The sequence below is a fragment of the Kitasatospora purpeofusca genome (assembly GCF_042691725.1).
GTDB lineage: Bacteria > Actinomycetota > Actinomycetes > Streptomycetales > Streptomycetaceae > Kitasatospora > Kitasatospora purpeofusca_B.
Map to the genome: position 1 here is coordinate 630,638 of NZ_CP170483.1, position 21,135 is coordinate 651,772.

The 21,135-nt window shown below is 75.3% G+C and carries 15 protein-coding genes and 1 tRNA gene; 10 read left to right on the forward strand and 6 right to left on the reverse strand.

The features are described 5' to 3' along the window. Nucleotides 1-30 precede the first annotated feature (30 nt). Nucleotides 31-429 (reverse strand): nuclear transport factor 2 family protein, encoded by a 399-nt coding sequence (locus ACFCLZ_RS02805; RefSeq protein WP_380283000.1) that lies wholly within the window; start codon nt 427-429, stop codon nt 31-33. Nucleotides 430-621: 192 nt separating this feature from the next. Between ACFCLZ_RS02805 and ACFCLZ_RS02810 the strand changes: the two genes are divergently transcribed. The 6 genes from ACFCLZ_RS02810 to ACFCLZ_RS02835 all read left to right on the forward strand — a co-directional run bounded on the left by ACFCLZ_RS02810 (nt 622) and on the right by ACFCLZ_RS02835 (nt 6,194). Continuing rightward, entirely contained in the window at nt 622-789 is a 168-nt protein-coding gene (locus ACFCLZ_RS02810; protein WP_380283001.1) for an SflA family class IV lanthipeptide, read from the forward strand. Nucleotides 790-987: 198 nt separating this feature from the next. Next, entirely contained in the window at nt 988-3,597 is a 2,610-nt protein-coding gene (lanL, locus tag ACFCLZ_RS02815) for a class IV lanthionine synthetase LanL (RefSeq protein ID WP_380283002.1), read from the forward strand. Between the two features lie 70 nt (nt 3,598-3,667). Continuing rightward, nucleotides 3,668-3,736, forward strand: a tRNA-Glu gene (locus ACFCLZ_RS02820). A gap of 113 nt (nt 3,737-3,849) precedes the next feature. Next, complete coding sequence (locus tag ACFCLZ_RS02825) at nt 3,850-4,761, forward strand: ornithine cyclodeaminase family protein (protein ID WP_380283004.1); 912 nt, start codon at nt 3,850-3,852, stop codon at nt 4,759-4,761. A gap of 139 nt (nt 4,762-4,900) precedes the next feature. After that, complete coding sequence (locus tag ACFCLZ_RS02830; RefSeq protein WP_380283005.1) at nt 4,901-5,548, forward strand: 2'-5' RNA ligase family protein; 648 nt, start codon at nt 4,901-4,903, stop codon at nt 5,546-5,548. Nucleotides 5,549-5,576: 28 nt separating this feature from the next. Continuing rightward, complete coding sequence (locus ACFCLZ_RS02835; protein ID WP_380283006.1) at nt 5,577-6,194, forward strand: DUF5753 domain-containing protein; 618 nt, start codon at nt 5,577-5,579, stop codon at nt 6,192-6,194. A 16-nt stretch (nt 6,195-6,210) separates the two neighbouring features. Here the strand turns inward: ACFCLZ_RS02835 and ACFCLZ_RS02840 are convergent, their stop codons facing one another. Beyond that, a complete protein-coding gene (locus tag ACFCLZ_RS02840) occupies nt 6,211-6,564 on the reverse strand; it encodes a VOC family protein (protein WP_380283007.1) in 354 nt (117 codons plus the stop codon). Nucleotides 6,565-7,049: 485 nt separating this feature from the next. On the opposite strand from ACFCLZ_RS02840, the gene ACFCLZ_RS02845 reads away from it, so the two are divergent. Beyond that, a complete protein-coding gene (locus tag ACFCLZ_RS02845; RefSeq protein WP_380283008.1) occupies nt 7,050-7,763 on the forward strand; it encodes a 2OG-Fe(II) oxygenase in 714 nt (237 codons plus the stop codon). A 312-nt stretch (nt 7,764-8,075) separates the two neighbouring features. Here ACFCLZ_RS02845 and ACFCLZ_RS02850 read toward each other — a convergent pair whose 3' ends face one another. Next, nucleotides 8,076-9,365 carry a serine hydrolase domain-containing protein gene (locus tag ACFCLZ_RS02850; RefSeq protein ID WP_380283009.1) on the reverse strand — a complete coding sequence of 430 codons (1,290 nt, stop codon included), beginning with the start codon at nt 9,363-9,365 and terminating at the stop codon, nt 8,076-8,078. Nucleotides 9,366-9,781: 416 nt separating this feature from the next. Between ACFCLZ_RS02850 and ACFCLZ_RS02855 the strand changes: the two genes are divergently transcribed. Continuing rightward, the gene (locus ACFCLZ_RS02855) at nt 9,782-11,980 is read left to right on the forward strand and encodes a hypothetical protein (protein WP_380283010.1); all 2,199 of its coding nucleotides are present in this window, start codon (nt 9,782-9,784) and stop codon (nt 11,978-11,980) included. Between the two features lie 77 nt (nt 11,981-12,057). Here the strand turns inward: ACFCLZ_RS02855 and ACFCLZ_RS02860 are convergent, their stop codons facing one another. After that, entirely contained in the window at nt 12,058-12,267 is a 210-nt protein-coding gene (locus ACFCLZ_RS02860) for a hypothetical protein (RefSeq protein WP_380283011.1), read from the reverse strand. A 587-nt stretch (nt 12,268-12,854) separates the two neighbouring features. Here ACFCLZ_RS02860 and ACFCLZ_RS02865 point away from each other — a divergent pair. Then, a complete protein-coding gene (locus tag ACFCLZ_RS02865; protein WP_380283013.1) occupies nt 12,855-16,346 on the forward strand; it encodes a tetratricopeptide repeat protein in 3,492 nt (1,163 codons plus the stop codon). Nucleotides 16,347-16,499: 153 nt separating this feature from the next. Further along, nucleotides 16,500-17,648 carry a peptidoglycan recognition family protein gene (locus ACFCLZ_RS02870; RefSeq protein WP_380283014.1) on the forward strand — a complete coding sequence of 383 codons (1,149 nt, stop codon included), beginning with the start codon at nt 16,500-16,502 and terminating at the stop codon, nt 17,646-17,648. A 66-nt stretch (nt 17,649-17,714) separates the two neighbouring features. On the opposite strand, the gene ACFCLZ_RS02875 is transcribed toward ACFCLZ_RS02870, so the two are convergent. After that, complete coding sequence (locus ACFCLZ_RS02875) at nt 17,715-19,367, reverse strand: AMP-binding protein (RefSeq protein WP_380283015.1); 1,653 nt, start codon at nt 19,365-19,367, stop codon at nt 17,715-17,717. Nucleotides 19,368-19,572: 205 nt separating this feature from the next. Continuing rightward, a complete protein-coding gene (locus ACFCLZ_RS02880) occupies nt 19,573-21,039 on the reverse strand; it encodes an MFS transporter (RefSeq protein WP_380283016.1) in 1,467 nt (488 codons plus the stop codon). Between the last annotated feature and the right edge of the window lie 96 nt (nt 21,040-21,135).

Genomic DNA, 21,135 nt, shown 5'->3' on the forward strand with positions numbered 1-21,135 from the left:
GGCGTGGCGCCGGCCTCCGGGCCCAAAGGCTCAGGCCTCGTCGTACCAGGAGAAGGCGGCGATCCGCCAGCCCTCGGGGGTGCGGACGAACTGGAAGGTCTTCGTCCCGCCGCCCCCGTACGGCTGTCCGTCCAGGGTCCCGGACTTGCGGTACTCGCCGGTGCGGGAGGCGATGTCCCCCACGATCTCGGTCCGTTCGGAGGTCTCCCACTCCGAGAAGCCGACCAGTCGGCCGTCGTTCAGCAGGCGCTCGCGCGGCTCGACGAACTCCTCGACGGAGTAGACCGTGAAGGTCGGGGCGGTGCTGACGATCACTCCCTGCGGGAGCATCAGCCGCCGGATCCTGGCCACGTCGGCCACCTGGCCGTCGCGGTTGTCGAAGGCGCCGAAGAACTCGGCGGTGAGCTGGTCGATCTCGGTCTTGGACATGGACCCGACCGTAGCACCGCGGAATCCGTCGGTCTGCCGTTCGAGGACAGGTCACCCACCGTCAAGCGGTGGGCCCGCCTCCGGGGTTCCGCATGTGACGATGTCGCGCCCCTATGGTGAACACGGGGAGCTGGCTAGCATGAGCATGCCGTCGAAAGGTATCCGCCAACCCTCATACCGGAGGAGCCCATCATGAGCGCACAGGTCCTGGAGATCCGCGACGCCGGCCTGCTGGACATCGACGAGGAGAGCATCGCCTTCGAGGACGAGTTCGACGCGGACCTCGCCCCGGTGGCGTGTCTCGACGACCCGTGGGTCACCTACGTCCCCACCCGCTTCGAGTGCGGGCTCAACTCCTGACCTCCACCGAGCGGTCCGCGTAGGAAGGTGACCGCCGGGCGGGCGACCGCGCGGCGGTCACACCGTTGCGGACCGGGAGGACGGTTCCCGGTACAGGACGGCACCGAGCCGGACCGAGCCGACACCGAACGAACGTGCACGGCACCGAACGGGACTGCACGGAACGCGGATCGCGGATCGCGGAGGGGTGGCACAGCGATGGCGGCAGCGGCACCGACGGGCCCCGGGCCCGGCCACGGGGCGGTCGAGGAGCTGCGGGCCCGGATCGCCGCCCACCTGGCCGCGCCGACCGGCACCCGGCGCGGGCTGCACGCCGGCGACGGCTGGCTGTACCTGCACGACCCGGAGATGCCGGCGCTCGCCCACGGCTGGAAGCTCCACCTCTCCGCCCGGCCCGAGCACCTGGCGGACCTGGTCGACCTGGTGCTCCCCGTCCTGCTCCGGCACCGCTGCGACGCCAAGTTCGCCGCCGACGCCGCCGTGCTGGGGCAGCTCAACTCCGGGCTGCGCGGCGCCGCCGCCGTCGGCAAGGCGGTCACGGTCTACCCGGCGCCGGGCGGGATCGCCGCGCTGGCGGCCGAGTTGGCCGAGGTGCTCGCGGGCCGCCCCGGCCCCCGGGTGGTCAGCGACCGGCGGCTGCGGGCCGACGCCCCGGTGTACTACCGGTACGGGCCCTTCCGGGCCGCCGGCGACGACCCGGACCTCGTCATGACCGGCCCCGCCGGGGAGACCTTCCGCGGCCTCGCCGACGGCGCCTACCGCCAACCGCCGTGGGCGGCGGACCCGTTCGCCGCCGGCGCCCCGCGGCGGGAGGCGACCACCCGGGTCGGCGACGGCCGCTACCGGATCACCGCCGGGATCACCCGCTCGCCCAACGGGCACGTCTACCGGGCGGTCGAACTCGCCACCGGGCGGGCCGTGGTGGTCAAGCAGGCCCGCGCCTTCGTCGCCGAGGACCCGTCCGGCACCGACGCGTGCGGACGGCTCCGGCACGAGCGGCGGGTGCTCGCCGCGCTCGACGGGGTGCCCGGAGTGCCGCAGCTGGTCGACTACTTCCGGCACGGCGAGGAGGAGTACCTGGTCAGCACCGCCCGGGGACCGCGCGACCTGCGCCGCGACGTCCTCGGGTCGGGCCCGTACCCTCCGGACGGCAAGGGCGCGACCGGGCGGGACTGGTGGGCGCTGGCGCGCGGGCTGCTGGCCGTCCTGGACGCCGTGCACGCACGCGGCGTGGTCGTCCGCGACCTCAAGCCCGCCAACGTCGTGCTCGACGGCGCGGGCGGCTGCTCGCTGGTCGACTTCGGCGTCAGCTCCCTCGCCGGCGAACGGCCCGAGGGCGCCACCCTGGGCTACGGCCTGCCCGGCGCCGGCGAGGCGCGGCCCGCCGGCGACTACTACGCGCTCGGGGCCACCCTGCACTGGGCCGCCACCGGACTGGACCCCGTGGTGATCGACCCGGACCCGGCCGTCAACCGGGAGCGCACCCTCGCCTGCCTGGCCGGCGCGCTGCCCGCGGGCGGGCAGGGGGCGCCGGACGCGATGGTGACGGTGGTGGCCGGCCTGCTCGGCCTCGACGCCGGGGCGCGGGCCGCAGCCGCCGCCGAGCTGCGGCACGGCGCCCCCGTCCGCCCCGTCCGCCCGTACGCCGCCGCGGCCCACCGGCCGCCGGCGGTGGCGGGGGACCTGCTCGGCGAGGCCGTCCGGCACACCCTCGACCGCTGTGTCCGGATGGCCCACGAGCTGGTCGACACGGCCCCCGAGGGTCGACAGCCGCGCTCCCTCCTGTCGCTCTACGACGGCGCCGCCGGCCTCGGCCTCGAACTGCTCCAGCACCCCGACCGGCCCGAGGTCCGCACGGCCGCGGCCGCCCTCGCCCGGTGGACCGCCACCCATCGCGCCCTCGGCCGGCTCGGCCCGGGGCTGTACGACGGCCGGGCCGGCGTCGACCTGTTCCTCGCCCACGCGGCCCGTCTGCTCGGCACCGAGCGGCCCGCCCCACCGGACGGACCGCTCGCCGACGACCTTCCGGCCGACCAGGTCTCCGGCGCCGCGGGGGTCGGCACCGCCCGGCTCCTGCTGGCCCGGTCGGCCCGTGCCGACGGCCGCCCGGAGGAGGCCGAACGGTACCTGGCCGTCGCCGCCGAGTGCGCCCGACGACTGACGGACGGGCGCCCCACCGACCCCCGGGAGACCCCCAACCCGGGCACGGCCGCCCTCGTGGAGGGCTTCGCCCACGGCCGGGCCGGTCTCGCCCACTTCCTCCTCGCCCTGCCCGCCGCGCGCCCGGAGGCCGCCCGGCGCCTCGTCGACGGCCTCGCCGCCGACGTCCCCCGGCTCGCGGCGGCCGCCGGCGCACCCGGCGCGACCCGCCGCTACGGCTCCTGGTGCCGCGGGCTCGCCGGCATCGGCACGGTGCTGGTCCAGGCCGCCCGCCACTACCGCGAACCGGCGCTCCTCGCCCGCGCCGCCGAGGCGGCGGCCGCCTGCCGCGCGCTCGCACCGAGGATGGGCATGATCGGCCAGTGCTGCGGCCTCGCGGGCGTCGGCGAACTGCTGGTCGAACTGGCGGCGGCCACCGGGGACGACCGGCACTGGCACGCCGCCGAGGAGGTCGCGGGCCTGATCCTGGCCCGCGGCGGCGGTCCCTGGGGCCGCCCGCTCCTGCCCGGCGGCGGCCCCGCCGCCGAGTCCCCCGCATGGGCCGTCGGCACGCCCGGCGTGCTCGCCTTCCTGCGCCGCCTCGACCGGCGCGGCGGACCGCGCCCGGGTCACCTGTTCCCGGCCCGACCCGTCGATTTCGGTTTCTGATCATCCGTTGGTACGTTCTTCCTCGTCGTAAGGGCGGGCCGCGCAGGCGGCGGAAAGCCCGGTCGGCCAGGCGTCGGTGGTGCATTGGCAGCACGCCCGCTTTCAGCGGGAAGAGTTCGTTCGATTCGGGCCCGGCGCTCCGATGAACGGGGGCGGCATCCGTGTGACGGGTGCCGCCCCCGTTCTGCTTCCGTCGTCCTCCCGGCTCGGCCCCGGGCCCCGGCCCCCGGGCCCCGGAGGGAGACTGTTCCCGTGACCCTGTTGCTCTCCCGCGCGGACGTCGAAGCCGCCCTGGACATCCCGGCCGCCCTGGCGGCGCTCGACGCGGGCTTCCGCACCGCCGACCGCCTCCCGGCCGCCCAGCGGGTGCGAGCCCCCCTGCCCGGCCCCGGCACCGCCATGTGCCTCGTCCCCGGGCTGCTCCCCGACGTGCCCGCGTACACCGTGAAGGTCAACGCCAAGTTCCCGGCCGCCACGCCCGCCCTGCGCGGCATCGTCTGCCTGCACGCGCTGGCCGACGGCGAACTGCTCGCGCTGCTCGACTCCGCCTCGGTCACCGCCTGGCGGACCGGGCTCGCCGCCGCGCTGGCCACCCACGCACTCGCACCGGAACACGCGACGACGGTCGCCGTCATCGGCGCCGGCGCCCAGAACCGGACCGCGCTCCGGGCGCTGCGCACCCTGCGGCCGATCGACGAGGTCTACGCCTACGACCTCGACCCGGAGCGCGCCGCGGCCGTCGGCACGGCCGTGCCCACCGCGCGGGCGGCCGTCGAGGCCGCGGCCATCGTCCTCACCGCGACCTGGTCGCGCGAGCCGCTGCTCGACGCCGATGTGCTGCGACCGGGCCTCCACCTCACCAGCCTCGGTTTCGACGAGCCCGGCAAGACCGAACTCTCCCCCGCCCTGCTGCGCGCGAGCCGCCTCGTCGTGGACGACCCCGCCCTCGCCGCCGCGTCCGGCGTCCTGCACAGCGCCGCCCTGGACCCGGCCCTCGCCACCCCGCTCGCCGACATCCTGCGCGGCACCGCCCCGGCCCGTCCGGACGACCGTCCCACCGTCTTCGCCCCGATCGGCCTCCCCTGGCAGGACCTCGCCCTCGCCTGGCCCCTCTACCTCGCCGCCCGGTCCAACGCCACGACACCCTCCTTCACCTTCCACTGACCGCCCGGCCCGCCCGACCGCCGGGGAGGCGTACTTCTGGGACCACCTCCCGGACGGCTACCGTTTCCAGGACACCGACGACCCCCGGACCCGACACGCCGACCCCGCCCCGCCCCGCTGTGCGACGGAGGAGACGACCGTGGAGAAGTTCGTTCCGAAGTTCCAGGGCGCGCCGTGGCCCGACGGCGCCCGCGTCCTGCACGTCTACGCCGTTCCCGATCTGCGGACCGCCCGCAGCCTGGCGGACCTGGTCGGCGCGTGCCGAACGGCGATGCACCCCTACCCGATCACCCCGCTGGGCGACGACACCCTGCACTGCACCCTCGACATGATCGCCGACACCACCTCCGACAGGATCACGGCCGGGGAGCGCGCCGACATCGTCGCGGCCCTGCGCGAAAGCCTCGCCGGCACCGCCCCGTTCGACGTCACCGCCGGCTCCCCGGTCGCCAACCGGGCCGGGGCCGTCCTGCACTTCTCCCCCGACCAGGGCCTGCTCGCCCTGCGTGAGCGCGTCCGCGACGCCATCCGCCGGACCCGCGGCCCCGGCGCCCTGCTGCACAACGGCGGCCGCCCCCACATCTCGCTCGGCTACGCCTGGTCCGAGGCCTCCTCCGAGGCCCTGCAGACGGCCCTCCGTCAGGTCTCCCCCGGCCACGCCCCTCTCCGGATCCACGAGGTCCAGCTGCTCGACGTCCGCTTCCGACTGCACCCCCGCCCCGACGACGAGACCGCCTGGCAGCTCTCCTGGAGCCCGGTGGCGACCATCCCGCTCACCCGCGGCTGACCGCCGCCCGACACCCGCGAGGAGCCTCATGTCCGACCCCGCCACTCCCGCACCCGACTGGCCCGCCCTCCTCCAGCAGGGCACCGGAACCGTCCAGGCCGCCTTCCGCCGACTCGTCGAGCGCACCCGCCACTACCAGGGCTACAGCCCCGACCTCGTGTGGGGCGATCTGCAGACCCGCGCCTACGCCGAGGAGGTGCTGCGGCTGGTCGTCGACCTGCACGACGTGCCGCGCGACATCGAGGCCGGCGCCGCCGAACGCACCGCCCGCGCCCGGTACCTCGGCAAGGACGGACGCACCTACCACGTGCTGCTCGGCGAGCAGGCCCTGCTCACCGGCATCGGCGGACCCGACGTCATGCGCCCCCAACTCGAACACCTGCTGGACGCGCTCTCCCTGCCCGGACTCACGCTCGGTGTCATCCCCGCCCGCGCCCGGCTGACCGTCTACCCCGGCGACGGCTTCGGGATCTTCGACGGCACCCGCGTGGAGGTCGAGGGCTACCGGGGCGGTGAGACGATCACCGACGGGCGGGTCGGTCTCTTCCACCGCGCCTTCGACCGGCTCCGCACGTCCGCGGTGTACGGCGAGGACGCCCGTGCCCTGATCACCTCCGCCCTGCGGGCCGTCCGACCGCGCCCGTGATCCGGCCCCGGCGCCGTCAGGCGGGCTGCCAGAGCTCGATCCGACGGCCCTCGGGGTCGGTGACCCAGCCGAACCGGCCGATGCCCTCCAGGTCCTGCGTCTCCTCGTCCACCGCCGCGCCCCTGGCGCGCAGTTGGGCGAGCATGGCGTCGAGGTCGCGGACCCTGAAGTTGAGCATGGTCTGCTGCTCGCGCGAGCCGAAGTAGTCGGTCCCGGAGTCGAAGGCCGCGAACACCGTCGGCCCGGCGTCCTGCCGCCACAGACCGTTCTCGTCGGCGTCCAGGCCGAGGCAGTCGCGGTACCAGGCGCCCAGGGCCGCCGGGTCGGCGGCGCGCAGGAAGTACCCGCCGATTCCAAGCACACGTTCCATGGCCGCCATCCTGCCAGGACGGCCCTCGGACGGCCCGACGGCCCGACGATCCTTCCTGGTCGGGGTACTCGTCGCACTGACCGTTGGCGAGCACGAACCCGTCGCTCTCCCCGTCGGCCGAGGGGTCCACGGCGTGCTCGCCCGGGTCGCCCTCGCCGTCCAGCAGGACCACCATCGCCCGCTCGGTGTTGGTCACGAAGCCCAGCGAGCGACCGTCCGAGCCGGTCAGCCACGTCTCCAGGTGCCCGGCCGCGATCCGCGACCGAAGGGTCCGCGCGACCGCCCCGGGCAGGGCCGGTGCGGGGCCGCCGTCGCCCTCGTCCATCACCCATGCCTCGATCACGGCCACGACGGTCCCACAGCCTCGGACGGGGCGGAGCGCGAGGGCCGATTTCCGCCAGCCACGCCCGGGACCGGCGGCGCAGAGTGGGAGGCGTGGGACAGCTCGGACGAGTGACCGGAGACCGGACGTGAGCGTGCAGACGATGAGCGAGACCCCCGCGCAGCGGGTCGGCGGGGCCGACTGGGCGGCGATCACCGAGGAGGTCGGGGAGCACGGGAGCGCGCTGACCCCGATGCTGCTCGACCCCGCCGAGTGCGCCGAGGTGGCCGGGCTGTACGACGAGGCGGAGCACTTCCGGAGCACTGTCGACATGGCGCGCCACCGGTTCGGTTCCGGGCAGTACCGGTACTTCCGGGCACCGTTCCCCGCGCCGGTCGCCGCCCTGCGGGAGGCGCTCTACCCACGGCTGCTGCCGATCGCCCGGGACTGGGCGGCCAGGCTCCGCCGACCCGCGCCGTGGCCGGACAGCCTCGCCGAGTGGCTGGAGCAGTGCCACGCCGCCGGGCAGTCCAGCCCCACACCGCTCCTGCTGCGCTACCGCGCCGGCGACTGGAACGCGCTCCACCGCGACCTGTACGGCGATCTGGTGTTCCCGCTCCAGGTGGTCATCGGCCTCGACGTGCCCGGGGCCGACTACACGGGGGGCGAGTTCCTGACCGTCGAGCAGCGGCCCCGGGCCCAGTCGCGCGGCTCCTCCGTCGTCCTTCCCCAGGGCCACGGCCTGGTCTTCACCACCCGGGACCGCCCCGTGCGCTCCGTACGCGGCTGGTCGGCGGCGCCCGTCCGGCACGGCGTCAGCACCGTGCGCTCGGGCCTGCGCCACACCCTCGGCCTGGTGTTCCACGACGCCGCCTGACGCCCACCGCGCCGGCCCGGCCGCCACCCGGGCCGCTCCGCGCACAGCGGCCGGACGCGGCAGCGACGACGGCCACGGCGGACCTCCTTCCCCGACGACCGCGCACCGCACCCGGAGCAGTTCCTCGAACCCCACGGCAACCACCTCCCCGACCGAGCCCTGAGGATGCGGCGGCCGGGCCGCCGCACCTCCCTTCACCCACATCGACGGAGCGAACGGCCCCCGCGGGATGACACCCGTTCGGGTGAGTCCGGGCCCGCCGACCGCACCCGGCAACCGCGCCCGCCGACCGGGCCCGCACCAACCGACCGCTCAGACGTTCAGCGGGTGGTCCGGCGCGAGGAGCGCCACGATGCGCGCGGCGACCTCCTGCGCGGTGTTCCCGTCCGGGCTGTCGCAGCCCTTGGTGGTGCTGACGGCGACCGTCAGACGGGTGTCCGGCTGGTAGGCCTCGATGGCGGCGTATCCGGAGAACGACGGATTGGACAGGATCCAGCCGTCGCTGACGATGACGCCCAGGCCGAAGTGCCGGGCCTCGGTCTGGAGCAGGCAGACGTCCTCCGGGCAGCCGTCGGCCGGGCCCGGCAGGCCGACGGTGCCGGGGTTCAGCTGGGTGCGGAAGGACTCCGGGGAGAGCAGCGCCCCGGTGCCGACGGCCTCGATGGAGCGCCCGAAGTCGCAGATGTCGGTGGCCAGCACGGCCCCGGGGGCGGTGGTCCACGACGGGTTCCAGAAGGTCGACTCCTCGTAGCTGCCGCGCCCGGCGGTGAAGGCGTGCAGCACGGGGTCGGGGAGGTCGGGGGTGAAGCGGTTGACCGTCTGCCGCAGGCCCAACGGCTCGAAGATCCGCTGTTCCAGCAGGTGGTCCAGGCGGGTGCCGGTGATCCGCTCCAGCGCCGCGCCGAGCAGCACGAAGTTGGCGTGCGAGTAGCTCCAGTTGGTCCCCGGCCGGTACCAGAAGGGGTGGCCGGTGGAGATCCCGACCAGTTCCTCCGGGGTCCAGTGGCGGAACGGGTCGGCGGCGAGCGCGTCCAGGAAGCCCTGGTCGGTGACGTAGTCGGCGAGGCCGGAGGTGGTGTCGCCGAGCATCCGCAGGGTGATCTCGTCGGCGCGCGGCACCTCCGGCAGCCAGCGGGCGATCGGGTCGTCCAGGCCGATCCGCCCCTCCTCGGCGAGTTGGAGCAGCACGATGCCGAAGAACGGGAAGGCCATCGAGCCGGCCCGGAAGTGCATCGCGGGTTCGGCCGCGACACCGGTCATGGACTCACCGAGGGCGCCGGTGACGATCTCGTGGCCGTCCACGGAGACGCGCAGGAGCACCGAGTTCAGGTCGAGTTCGCGCTGCGCCCGGCGGGCGATGTCGAGCACCTCGCGGGCCCGGGGGTCGGCGGCGGGGTCCGAGCGGACGCAGGCGTGCGAGGGCGAGGGGGTCTTGGCCAGTCCCTCGGCGGCGGGGAACACGACGGCGGTCAGGGCCGCGGCGGTCAGAACGGCGGCGGCGAGCACCCCACCGCGGGAGATCGCGGTACGGGAGGTCGCAGCACAGGAGAACGCAGCACCGGAGAACGCGGTGCGGGAGAACGAGGTGCGGGAGAAGGTCATGACGCACTATCTGCGAACGCCCCGGCCGCCACCCGGCCCAACACTCCGCGGCGTCCTCCGAGGGGCGCAGTCGACGCGGCCGGAACGACAGCCACAGTCGGCCGATTCGAAGCGGTCGGCGGGCGCGGATCGTGGCGTAGGGTCGGCCCCGGGACGGCCGCGCGGGTGGGGGTTCGCGCCGACGCCGTCCCCGGTGCGGCCGTCGTTCTCGCGACCGGTCACGGTACGGCCGCCCTGGGCACCGTGGTCCACCGCCGCTCACGGGTGTTCACCGCTGCCCACGCCGCTCACCGTTGCTCATCGCTCTCCGACGCTCCGTCACTTTGGGGCGCGGCCGCGCGGCGGCCCCGACACCGCGGCGCCGCGTCCGTCCACCCGTCCCGGGTGACGCACCGCAGCACGCCGAAGGGATTGTCATGTCCGAGTACACCGAACCGTCGCCGCCCGCCGCCGGCCGGCCGCTCCCCGCCCCCCGGATCGGCCGCCGGCGCCTGCTGCGCGCCGGGCTGGCCACCGGAGGAGCGCTGGCCGCCGTCCGGCTGCTGCCCGCGACGCCCGCCGGCGCCGCGCCCACCGGCGCCCTCCGCCCGCCCGCCGCGGGGAACACGCCCGCGCCCGTCACGGCCGCGTGGCCGGACTGGGCGCGCTTCGCCCGGCTCGCCGACGGCACCTTCGACGAGGAGGCCGACATGCAGGGCCGGATCAACCAGTTGAAGGCCCAGAACGTCAGCGTGATCGAACTGGACACCGTGCTGTCCGACTGGCTCACCGACGCCGAGTTCACCGCCCACGCCGCACTGGTCAAGACCTTTGTCGGCAAGGCGCACGCGGCCGGTCTGAAGGTCGTCATGTACTACCCGTCACTGGAGGTCATCTCCCCCGGCGGCGAGAAGGGCCGCTCCTTCTACAAGAACGACCAGGGCCGCACCTGGGTCCAGCGCTCCCTCGACGGCAAGCCCAACGTCTTCTACGGCAGCGTCGTGGTCTGGGTCGACCCGGGCGACGAGAGCTGCTGGGTGAGCCCCAACTCCCCCTGGCGGGACTACTACCTGAAGCGGATCAAGCAGCTCGCCGCCACCGGCGTCGACGGGATCTGGCCGGACGTGCCGATCTACTTCGACGGGGTGCTCTCCTGGTGCGACGCCTCGACCTGGGGCGCGGCGGCGTTCACGGCGGACACCGGACTGCCCGCCCTGCCGAAGGCCGCCAACAACGACGACCCGGTCTTCCGCCGGTACGTGGAGTGGCGCCACCGCAACCTGCTCCGGTTCCAGCTCGACATCGCCGCCGCCGGACGCAGCGTCAACCCGGACCTGGTCACCTTCGTCGAGACCGTCTCGATGGACTACCGCTACGCCACCTCGATCGGCCTGGACGGCGCCTACCTGCGGCAGGCGCCGGACAACGTCAGCCAGGTCTGGGAGGTCGACATCCTCGCCAACGAGGACGGCATGCGGCACGCCACCGCCACCGACTGGACCTGCCTGATCTCGATGTACAAGTACGCGCGGGCGGCCAGCGGCACCAAGCCGGCCTGGGCGTTCTCCTACGGCTGGAAGGCCGACGACGCCTCGCTGGTGATGGCGGAGCTGATCGCGGCCGGCTGCAACCCGTACGAGGTGAAGACCCCGTACAAGAACGACACCACCGACGCCGCGATGCGCACCCGGATGTTCGGCTTCGTCAAGGCCAACCAGCAGCGGCTCTACGACGCCGGGTCGGCGGCCGAGGTCGGCGTCTACCACTCCAGCGCCTCGCGCGACTACGTGAGCCCGGGCGAGGGCAACGGCATGTACGCCAACGCGACCGCGCCCGCCGGGATCGCCGACTGGTGGGGCGGCGACGACCCGGGGATGAGCTGCACCACGATGCCGTGGATGGGCGAGTTCCGCGGCACCGTCAAGGCCCTGGTGTACGCGCACATCCCGTTCGACACCGTGACCAGCCCGGGGCTCGCGGCCGAGGACCTGGCGCGGTTCAAGGTGGTGCTGCTGCCGAACCTCCAGGCGGTCTCCGACGCGGAGGCGGCGGTGCTGCGCGGGTACGTCGCTGGCGGCGGCACGGTCGTGCTCACCGGGCCCGCGCCCACCGGTCTGGACGAGTACGGCGCGCGGCGCGCGGAGTACGCGCTGGCCGACGTCCTGGGGCTGCGCCGGGCCGACCCGCTGCCGGCGAGCCGGCGCAACGCCTTCGGCGCGGGCGTCTGCTGGTACCTGGGCGGCGACCTGCCCGGGCTCGCCTATCTGCGCACCGCCGACCAGGCCGCGGGCGACCGGCTGCTGGCACCGGTCCGCGCAGCCGCGCCGCCGTCGCTCGGCCTGTCCGGCGACCGGCGGATCCACCTGGAGGCGCGCCGCCTGGGCGAGGAGACCGTCGTCCACCTGGTGAACTTCACCAACTTCGGCGACACTCCGGCGGCGTTCCGCAGCACACCCGCGTCCTGCACGCTGACGTACGCCGTCCCGGCCGGGCGCACCGTCGCGGCGGTCACGGTCGCCACCCCGGACGGGACCGATCCGGCGCCGCGCCCGGTGCCGTTCACGGTGACCGGGGCCGTGCTGAGCGTGCCGCTGACGGTCGCGCAGTACTCGGTCGTCGGCATCACCGTGAGCTGATCCCGCACACCCCGCCGGCGCGTCCACGCACACGCGCGCCCCGGAGCGGAGGGCTCCGGGGCGCGCGGCGCGGAGGATCAGCCGTTGGAGCGGTCGAACCACTCCAGCCAGCTGATGCGCGGGCCGACGAGACCCACGGCGGCGTTGCCGGCCTGGAGGCCCGACGACGAGGAGGAGGGCTCTTCGTGCCCACCGTGCGCCACCGCGGCGGTCGGCGCGATCACGGCGGCCGCGGCGGCGACGGTGGCGATCACGGCGAACTTGCGGAGCTTTCCACGAACCGACATCTCAGGTACTCCTTGATGGATGGTCAGCAGTCTGCCCCGGCCGACACGCGGGACGGCCGGGCGGCACACACGTTGGCACACGACCCGCAACGCCGGGCGCTTTCGCAACCCCGACTCGGGCGAACGGGCGGGAAGTTACGCCGGGAGGGTGAACCCGGGCCGGTGACGGCGGGCCGGCCCACCGGACGGGACGGGTGAGCGCGATGTCCCGGCAGCTGCCGCACGCTGCCGTTCGGCCACGCCGTGGCCAGCGACTTCCCGGCCGGGCCGGCGCCCGGCGCCACGGCCGCGGCGGACGTGCGGATCACCGTCGCCTCCGGCATGGAGCCCGGGGTCCTGGAGGGCACCGTCGAGAGCCGATCCGCCGGGCGACCCGACGCCGGCGGACAACAGCGCCACCTTCGAGATCACCGTCCTCCGACCCCGCCCCGCCCCGCCCTCCACGACCGTGCGTCCTGCACACGACAGATGGCCGAAAGCAGGACAACGCCGGGGCCGATTCACTACGGTCGTCCTCACGACAGCGGCACCGGCGGCACCGGACTCGTGGTCGGCGCGGCCCGCCGGGTGGGGCGGCAGGGGGTGGCATGGCACAGGCACGGAGGCGTCTGTCGCGTGCGGAGGCGGTGCGCCGGCGCACCGGAGCACAGTTCATCGGCCGCAGAGCCCAGTTGGCGCTGTTCGTCGACAACCTCGCCCGCGATCCCGACCCCGACTCCGGGCCGGACCCGGCGGACTTCCTGTTCCATGTGCGCGGGGTGGGCGGGGTCGGCAAGTCCACCCTGCTCGCCCAGTGGCGCGAGGCGGCCCGGCGGACCGGGGCGCTCACCGCGCTGGTCGACGAGACCGATGTGCACGGCGTCGAGACGGCGCTCACCTCCCTCGCCCGTCAGCTCGCCGAACAGGCCGGCCCGCTGCGGGAGTTCGACAAGGCGGTGGAGCAGTACCGGCGTTCGCTGCAGGCCGCGGCGGACCGCGAGCCGGAGCAGCCGCCCGGCGGGGAGGGCGCCTCGCTGCCGTCCCGGCTGGTGGCCCAGGCGGCGTTCGGGGCGGCCTCGGTGCTGCCGGGCGCGGGCGTGGTCACGGCGATGGCCAACCCGGACGCCGTGGCGCAGGGCGCCGAGCGCCTCATCTCCGGGGTGCGCCAGCGCCGGCGCGGCGGCGACGCCGAGGAGCCGGCACTCAGCCGGGCCTTCGTCGCCGAGCTCGCCCGGCTGTGCGACCGGGACCGGGACCGCGGGCGGCGGCCGTGGGTCGTGCTGTTCCTCGACACCTGGGAGCTGACCGGCCGCTACCTCGACGGCTGGCTGCGGGAGATCCTCGACGACGCGTTCGGCCCGCTGCCGCTGGAGGTGCTCTTCGTGCTGGCCGGCCGGGACGAGCTGGCGGAGCGCGAGTGGGCGCCCTGGCGGCCGGTCCTGGTGGACGTGCCGCTGGAGGTGTTCACCGAGCAGGAGGCCCGCGACCTGCTGGCGGCCCGCGGGGTGACCGATCCCCTGGTGGTCGACGCGGTGCTGCGGATGTCGATGCGGCTGCCGCTGCTGGTCGCGCTGCTCGCGGCCGCCGACCCCGGCGCGGTCGAGGAGGTCGCCGACGTCGGCGCGGACATGGTCGACCAGGCGGTGGTGCGCTTCCTGCAGTGGATCCCCGAGCAGGAACGCCGGGAGACCGTACTGGCGGCGGCGCTCCCGCTGCAGCTCAACCAGGACCTGTTCGCCTGCGCCGTGCCGGACGCCGAACCGGCCGCCTGGGCCTGGCTGTCGGCCCAGCCCTTCGTGACCGGGCGCGGCGACTTCCTCCAGTACCACGCCGTGGTCCGCACCAGCATGGTGCGCCGGCGCCGGATCCACACCCCCCGGGAGTGGACGGCCGCGCACACCCGGCTCGCCGAGCACCACGCCGCCGCGCGGGCGGCCGTCGAGCAGTACCTGCCGGCCGCCCGGCGCGGCGCCGATCCGCGCTGGCGCCGGCAGCTGCTGAACGAGATCTACCACCTGCTCTGCGCGGACCCGCTGGCCCATCTCGCGCTGGCACTGGAGCACACCGCGCGCACCGCCGGGGACGCGCCGGACGCGCTGGCGCCGTGGGCGGAGATGCTCGGCCAGGCCGCACAGGACAGCGACGACGCCGAGCTGGTCCGCTGGGCCCGCCGGATCCACGCGGCGGCCGGCGCCGAGCAGCCCGTCCTGGAGACGCTCGGCGCGCTCGCCGGGCCGGGGCTGCCGGCCCGGGTGCGGGCCTGGGCGCTCACCCACCGCGGCTACCAATACTTCGTCGAGGACCGCGACGACGACGCGCTCGCCGATCTCGACCAGGCCGTCGCGATCGCCCCCGACCTGCCGCAGGCCCTCGCCCACCGCGGCCGGGTGCTCAACTGGCACGGCCACCACGGGCGCGCGCTGGCCGACTTCACCGCCGCGCTCGCCCTCGACCCCGAGTACGCCTGGGCGCTGTCCCGGCGCGGGGAGGCCCGGCAGCTGGCGGGGCTGACCGAGGAGGCGATGGCCGACTTCACCGCGGCGCTGGCGCTTGACCCCGACGACGCCTGGGCGCTCGGCTCGCGCGGCCAGGCGCACCGGCTGGCCGGGCGGCTGGACGAGGCGATCGCGGACCTCACCGCGGCCGTCCTGCTCGACCCGGAGTACGCCTGGGCGCTCACCCAGCGCGGCGAGGCCTTCCGGACGGCGGGCCGGCCGGCCGAGGCGGTCGCCGACTTCACCACGGCGCTGGCGCTTGACCCGGGCGACGCCTGGGCGCTGAGTTCCCGGGGCCAGGCGTACCGGCAGGCGGGCCGGCTGGACGAGGCGGTCGCCGACCTGACCGCCGCGCTGGCGCTCGGCCCGGACAACGCCTGGGCGCTCGCCGAACGGGGCGAGGCGCACCGCCAGGCGGGCCGGCCGGAGGAGGCGGTCGCCGACTTCACGGCCTCGGTGGCGCTCAACCCGGACAACGCGTGGGCGCTCGGCTCGCGCGCGCAGGCGCACCGGCAGGCCGGGCGGCTGGACGAGGCCGTCGCGGACTTCACCGCCGCGCTGGCGCTCAACCCCGAGTACGCGTGGGCCATCGGCGAGCGGGGCGAGGCGCACCGCCAGGCGGGCCGGCTGGACGAGGCGATCACGGACTTCACGGCGGCGCTCGCGCTGGACGCGGAGTACGCCTGGGCACTCGCCGAGCGCGGCGAGGCCCACCGGCAGGCGGGCCGGCTGGACGAGGCGGTGACGGACCTGTCGGCGGCGCTGGCCCTCGACCCGGCGGACGTCTGGGCGCTGCGGGCGCGCGGCCAGGCGCACCGGCAGGCCGGCCGGCTGGACGACGCGATCGCCGACCTGACCGCCGTCCTCGCGATCGACCCGGAGTACGCCTGGGCGCTGGCGCTGCGGGGCGAGGCGCACCGGCTGGCGGGGGACCTCGAGGAGGCGGTCGCCGATCTGACGGCCGCGCTCTCGCTCGAACCGGACGACGCCTGGGCGCTGGGCTCCCGGGGCCAGGCGCGCCGGCAGGCGGGCGAGGTCGAGGAGGCGGTCGCGGACCTCACGGCCGCGCTCGCCCAGAACCCGGACTACACGTGGGCGCTCGCCGAGCGCGGTCAGGCGCACCGGCAGGCCGGGCGCACGGCGGAGGCGGTGGCCGACCTGTCCGCCGTGCTGGCCCGGGATCCGTCGGACGTCGCGGTGCGCTGCGCCCTCGCGGCGGCGTACCGGCACGACGGGCGGTTCGAGCAGGCCCGGGAGGCGTTGGAGGGGCTGGCGCCGGAGGTGGCGGCGTCCTCGACGGTGCTGGTGGAGGTGGCGGTGCTGCGGTTGCTGACGGAGGGTCCGGCGGCCGCGGCACAGGCGTGGGAGGCCTTCGTCGACTGCCCGTACGAGGATCCGGGCGACGCGTTCGAACCGGGGGTGCGCAAGCTGCTGCACGGCCTGGTCGCCGGGGACGGCGAACCGGAGGCACTGGCGCGGGCCTTCCTCGCGGTGCCCGGTGCGCGGGCGGCGCGGGCGGACGTCTGCCTGTACCTCGGTGAACTCGCGCGCGCCGGGGCGCCGGTGGGTCCGCGGGCGGCGGCGGCGCTGCGGTTCCTCGGGTAGCGGGCGGCCGGTCCCGGCCCGGCGGCCACCGCATGCCCGTTCGGGCAGACGAGCCCTCGGGAGGTGCCACCGGAAAGGATCATTTCGCTACATTCGTGATCGGCTTCCGAGCAGTCAGAACGCGCTCCCCGCACGCCCCGAGACAGGATCCCGATGACCGAGCCCAGCTCCGCCGTCAGCCGCCGCACCCTGGTGACCGCCATAGGCGCCACCGCCGCCGCACTCGCCGCCGCCCCGGCCGCGCACGCCGCGGCGTCGGGCGCCCCGACCGCTCCCACCGCCCCGGCCCAGGCACCGGCCGCCCAGGCCGCCCGCACCGTCACGGTGCCGGCCACCCGGTCCCGCTCGGCGGCCGGACGCGCGGCCGCCGGGGCCCGCACCGACTTCCCGATCCACTACGTCGGCGTCAGCTGGGACGGCCCCCGGCGCGGCGGCGCCATCCGGCTGCACCACGAGGGCGCCGGCCCCGGCGCGTGGCAGCCGCTCACCGCGGGCTGTGCGGGCGGCCCCGACCTGCCCGCCGCGGCGGCCGGCGCCGCCCGGGGCGCGGCCGTGCTCGTCCCGGCCGGCGGGGCCGTCGGCTACGACCTGCGGCTGCCCGACGGCGCGGCCAACCTGCGCTCCACCGCCCTCGACACCACCAACGGTCCGGCCCGCACCGCCACGCTCTCCCCGACCGCGCCGGTCACCTTCTGCGGCGTCGAGTACCTCAGCCGCGCCGCCTGGGGCGCCGACGAGTCCAAGCGCTTCAAGAACGGCGCGGAGAACTCCCCCGCCAAGTACTACCCGCTGCAGACCCTGACGGTGCACCACACCGACACCCCGAACGCGGACGCCGACCCGGCCGCCACCGTGCGGGCGATCTACGAGTACCACGCCGTCACCCAGGACTGGGGCGACATCGGCTACCACTTCCTCATCGACGAGGCCGGCCGGATCTACGAGGGCCGCTGGTCCGGCGACGACGGCCTCCCGGCGCACGACGCCAACGGCAACGTGGTGACCGCCTTCCACACCTCCGGCTTCAACTCCGGCAACCTCGGCGTCGCCCTGCTCGGCACCCTGACCGGCCAGGAGCCCACCGCCGCGGCCCGCCGCTCGCTGGCCCTGGTGCTCGCCCTGCTGACCCGCACCCACGGACTGGACCCGCAGGCCCACGTCACCTTCGTCAACCCGGTCAACGGCGTCACCAAGCCGGTCGACCTGATCAGCGGCCACCGCGACTGGCTCGCCACCGACTGCCCCGGCGGCGCGATGTACGCCGCGCTGCCCGCCCTGCGGGCCGAGGTCGCCGCGCTCTGACGGGACGCCCGCGCCGCGCTCGGGGCCGGGCGCGGCGCGGCCGCCCGCCCCCGCCGTCGGACGTCGTCAGGCGTGCTCGATGCCGGCCGCCCCGTCCAGGCCCAGCAGGCCGACGGCCCGCTCGCGCATCTCGACCTTGCGGATCTTCCCGGTCACCGTCATCGGGAACTCGTCCACCAGGTGCACGTAGCGCGGCACCTTGTAGTGGGCGATCCTGCCCGCGCAGTACGCGCGCAGCGCCTCGGCGGTCAGCTCGGGCGCGCCGGGCCGCAGCCGGACCCAGGCCATCAGCTCCTCGCCGTACTTGGCGTCCGGCACCCCGATGACCTGGACGTCCTGGATGTCCGGGTGGGTGTACAGGAACTCCTCGATCTCGCGCGGGTAGATGTTCTCACCGCCGCGGATCACCATGTCCTTGAGCCGGCCGGTGATGTTGAGGTAGCCCTCCTCGTCCATCACCGCGAGGTCGCCGGTGTGCATCCAGCCCTCGGCATCGACCGCCTCGGCGGTGCGGTCGGGCTGGTCCCAGTAGCCGAGCATCACCGAGTAGCCCCGGGTGCGCAGTTCGCCGGGCGTGCCGCGCGGGACGGTCTCGCCGGTCTCCGGGTCGGCCACCTTGACCTCCAGGTGCGGGCCGACTCGGCCGACGGTGGAGACCCGCCGCTCCAGCGGGTCCTCGGCGCGGGTCTGGGTGGAGACCGGGGAGGTCTCGGTCATGCCGTAGCAGATGGAGACGTCCCGCATGCCCATCCGGTCGACGACCTGCTTCATCACCTCGATCGGGCAGGGCGAGCCGGCCATGATCCCGGTGCGCAGGCTGGACAGGTCGTGGTCCGTGAAGCCCGGGTCGTTGAGCTCGGCGATGAACATGGTCGGCACGCCGTAGAGCGAGGTGCAGCGCTCGGCGGCCACCGCGCGAAGGGTGGCGACGGGTTCGAAGGCGGGGGCGGGGATCACCACACAGGCCCCGTGCGAGAGCGCCGCGAGGTTTCCCATCACCATGCCGAAACAGTGATAGAAGGGGACGGGCACGCAGATCCGGTCCGCCTCCGTGTAGCCGCACAGCTCGCCGACGAAGTACCCGTTGTTGAGGATGTTGCGGTGCGAGAGCGTGGCGCCCTTGGGGAAGCCGGTGGTGCCGGAGGTGTACTGGATGTTGATCGGATCGTCCGGGCTCAGCCCCGCCCCGATCGCGGCCGGACGATCGCGGTCGCCGTGCTCCCCCGCCGCCAGCAGCTCCTCCCACCCGGGCGAGCCGATCAGCAGCACGTCCCGCAGGTCGGGGCAGCGCGGGCCCGCCTCGGCGAGCATGCCCGCGTAGTCGGAGGTCTTGAAGCCCGGCACCGCCACGACCGTGCGGATCCCCGACTGCCGCAGCACGTACTCGACCTCGTGGGCGCGGTAGCCGGGGTTGACGGTCACCAGGATCGCGCCGATCCGTGCGGTGGCGTACTGCGTGAGCACCCATTCCGGGCAGTTGGGCGCCCAGATCCCGACCCGGTCGCCGGTCCGCACCCCGAGCCCGAGCAGTCCGAGCGCGACCCGGTCCACCTCCGCCGCCAGCTCCCGGTACGTCCAGCGCCGCCCGCTCGGGACGTCCACCAGCGCCTCCCGGTCGGGGTGCGCGGCGACGGCGCGGTCGAGCGCGGCACCGATGGTGTGGTCCAGCAGCGGCACGGAGGTGCTGCCGGCGCTGATGCTGGGAGAGGGCGAGGTCATGGCGAGGGCTCCTGGACTCGTCCGGCACAGGGCGACCGAGTCTACGCAGCCCGTCCCGCCCCGTCACCCACTCGCGCACCACGACCGTGCCGGTCGGGCGCCGGCGCGGCGGTGCGGGTGCGGGTGCGACGGAGCCTGCCCGCCGCACCCGCACCCACCGCCGCGCCCGTCCGTCCGTCCGCCAGTCCGCCAGTCCGCCAGTCCGTCACGCGGAGGCGGCGTCGCGCTCGGCGGCGCCCTGCGGCGCGCCGGTGGCGGCCTTCGGGGCGGCCTGGGCGGGCGGCGCCGGGATGGTCGCGGCCACCGCCGCGGCGACCAGGGCCACGCCGCAGCCGATCAGCAGGCCGACCCGGAAGCCGGTCTCGGAGGGCAGCACATGGCCGCCCACGGTGGTGGTCAGCTGGGCGAGCACCACGCCGACCACGGCGGCGGAGACCGAGGTGCCGAGCGAGCGCATCAGGGTGTTGAAGCTGTTCGCCGAGGCCGTCTCGGACATCGGCACGGCGCTCATGATCAGCGCCGGCATCGCGCCGTAGGCGAGGCCCACGCCGGCGTTGCAGACCAGCGTCACGATCAGCACGCCCCAGGTGGAGCCGATCAAGAGCATCGACAGCCCGTACCCGGCCGCGATCGCCAGGGCGCCGACGACCAGGGTGAACTTCGGGCCGCGCGCCGCCGAGAGCCGGGCGCCGAGCGGCGAGACGGCCATCATCATCAGACCGGACGGGGCCATCCACAGGCCCATGGCCAGCATCGACTGACCCAGGCCGTAGCCGGTGGCCGAGGGCAGCTGAAGCAGTTGCGGGATGATCAGCGCCTGCGCGTACATCCCGAAGCCGACCAGCACGGACGCCGCGTTGGTCAGCAGCACCCGCGGACGGGCGGTGACCCGCAGGTCGACCAGCGGTTCGGCGATCCGCAGCTCCCACACGCCCCAGGCCAGCAGCAGGACGACGGCGGCGGCGAACAGGCCGAGCGTCGTCCCGTCGGTCCAGCCCCAGTCCCCGCCCTTGGAGACCGGCAGCAGCAGGCAGACCAGGCCCGCGCCCAGGCCGAGCGCGCCCAGCGGGTCGAAGCGGCCGCCGGCCGGCTCGGTGGCGGGGGCGGGCACCAGGAAGCGGATCATCGCGGCGATCGCCACGGTGAGGACGGCCGCGCCCCAGAACAGCGCGCGCCAGCTCGTGTACTGGGCGACCGCCGCCGAGATGGGCAGGCCGAGACCGCCGCCGATCCCCATCGAGGCGCTGACCAGGGCGATCGCCGAGCCGAGCCGCTCGGGCGGCAGCACCTCGCGGAGCAGGCTGATGCCGAGCGGGACCACGCCCATGCCCATGCCCTGCAGTCCGCGCCCGACGATCATCGGCAGGACGGAGGAGGTCAGCGCGCAGATCACCGAGCCGACCAGGAGCGGGGCGCAGCAGGCCAGCAGCATCCGCCGCTTGCCGAGCAGATCGCCGAGCCGGCCGCTGATCGGCACGAACACGGCGGCCGACAGCAGGGTCGCGGTGATCACCCAGGAGGCGTTGGACGCGGAGGTGTCCAGGATCTTCGGCAGCTCGCCGATCAGCGGCGTGACCAGGGTCTGCATGATCGCCGCCACCGTGCCGGTGAGGGCGAGCGTGGCGACGACACCCCTGGTCCGGTCGGGGGCGGCGGTCTGTGGGGCTGTCATCGGTGGGGCTCCTCGGGTCCGTGCGGCAGGCAACGGATATGCATCCTACACACTATATGCATGATGCACATCAGCTCCGGTGTGCGCACGCCTGCC

Excerpts from the sequence above, each read along its gene's own strand:
- ACFCLZ_RS02805 (WP_380283000.1), bottom strand. The coding sequence starts at position 429 with ATGTCCAAGACCGAGATCGACCAGCTCACCGCCGAGTTCTTCGGCGCC.
- ACFCLZ_RS02810 (WP_380283001.1), top strand. The coding sequence starts at position 622 with ATGAGCGCACAGGTCCTGGAGATCCGCGACGCCGGCCTGCTGGACATC.
- lanL (WP_380283002.1), top strand. The coding sequence starts at position 988 with ATGGCGGCAGCGGCACCGACGGGCCCCGGGCCCGGCCACGGGGCGGTC.
- ACFCLZ_RS02835 (WP_380283006.1), top strand. The coding sequence starts at position 5,577 with ATGTCCGACCCCGCCACTCCCGCACCCGACTGGCCCGCCCTCCTCCAG.
- ACFCLZ_RS02840 (WP_380283007.1), bottom strand. The coding sequence starts at position 6,564 with ATGGAACGTGTGCTTGGAATCGGCGGGTACTTCCTGCGCGCCGCCGAC.
- ACFCLZ_RS02845 (WP_380283008.1), top strand. The coding sequence starts at position 7,050 with ATGAGCGAGACCCCCGCGCAGCGGGTCGGCGGGGCCGACTGGGCGGCG.
- ACFCLZ_RS02850 (WP_380283009.1), bottom strand. The coding sequence starts at position 9,365 with ATGACCTTCTCCCGCACCTCGTTCTCCCGCACCGCGTTCTCCGGTGCT.
- ACFCLZ_RS02855 (WP_380283010.1), top strand. The coding sequence starts at position 9,782 with ATGTCCGAGTACACCGAACCGTCGCCGCCCGCCGCCGGCCGGCCGCTC.
- ACFCLZ_RS02860 (WP_380283011.1), bottom strand. The coding sequence starts at position 12,267 with ATGTCGGTTCGTGGAAAGCTCCGCAAGTTCGCCGTGATCGCCACCGTC.
- ACFCLZ_RS02865 (WP_380283013.1), top strand. The coding sequence starts at position 12,855 with ATGGCACAGGCACGGAGGCGTCTGTCGCGTGCGGAGGCGGTGCGCCGG.
- ACFCLZ_RS02870 (WP_380283014.1), top strand. The coding sequence starts at position 16,500 with ATGACCGAGCCCAGCTCCGCCGTCAGCCGCCGCACCCTGGTGACCGCC.
- ACFCLZ_RS02875 (WP_380283015.1), bottom strand. The coding sequence starts at position 19,367 with ATGACCTCGCCCTCTCCCAGCATCAGCGCCGGCAGCACCTCCGTGCCG.
- ACFCLZ_RS02880 (WP_380283016.1), bottom strand. The coding sequence starts at position 21,039 with ATGACAGCCCCACAGACCGCCGCCCCCGACCGGACCAGGGGTGTCGTC.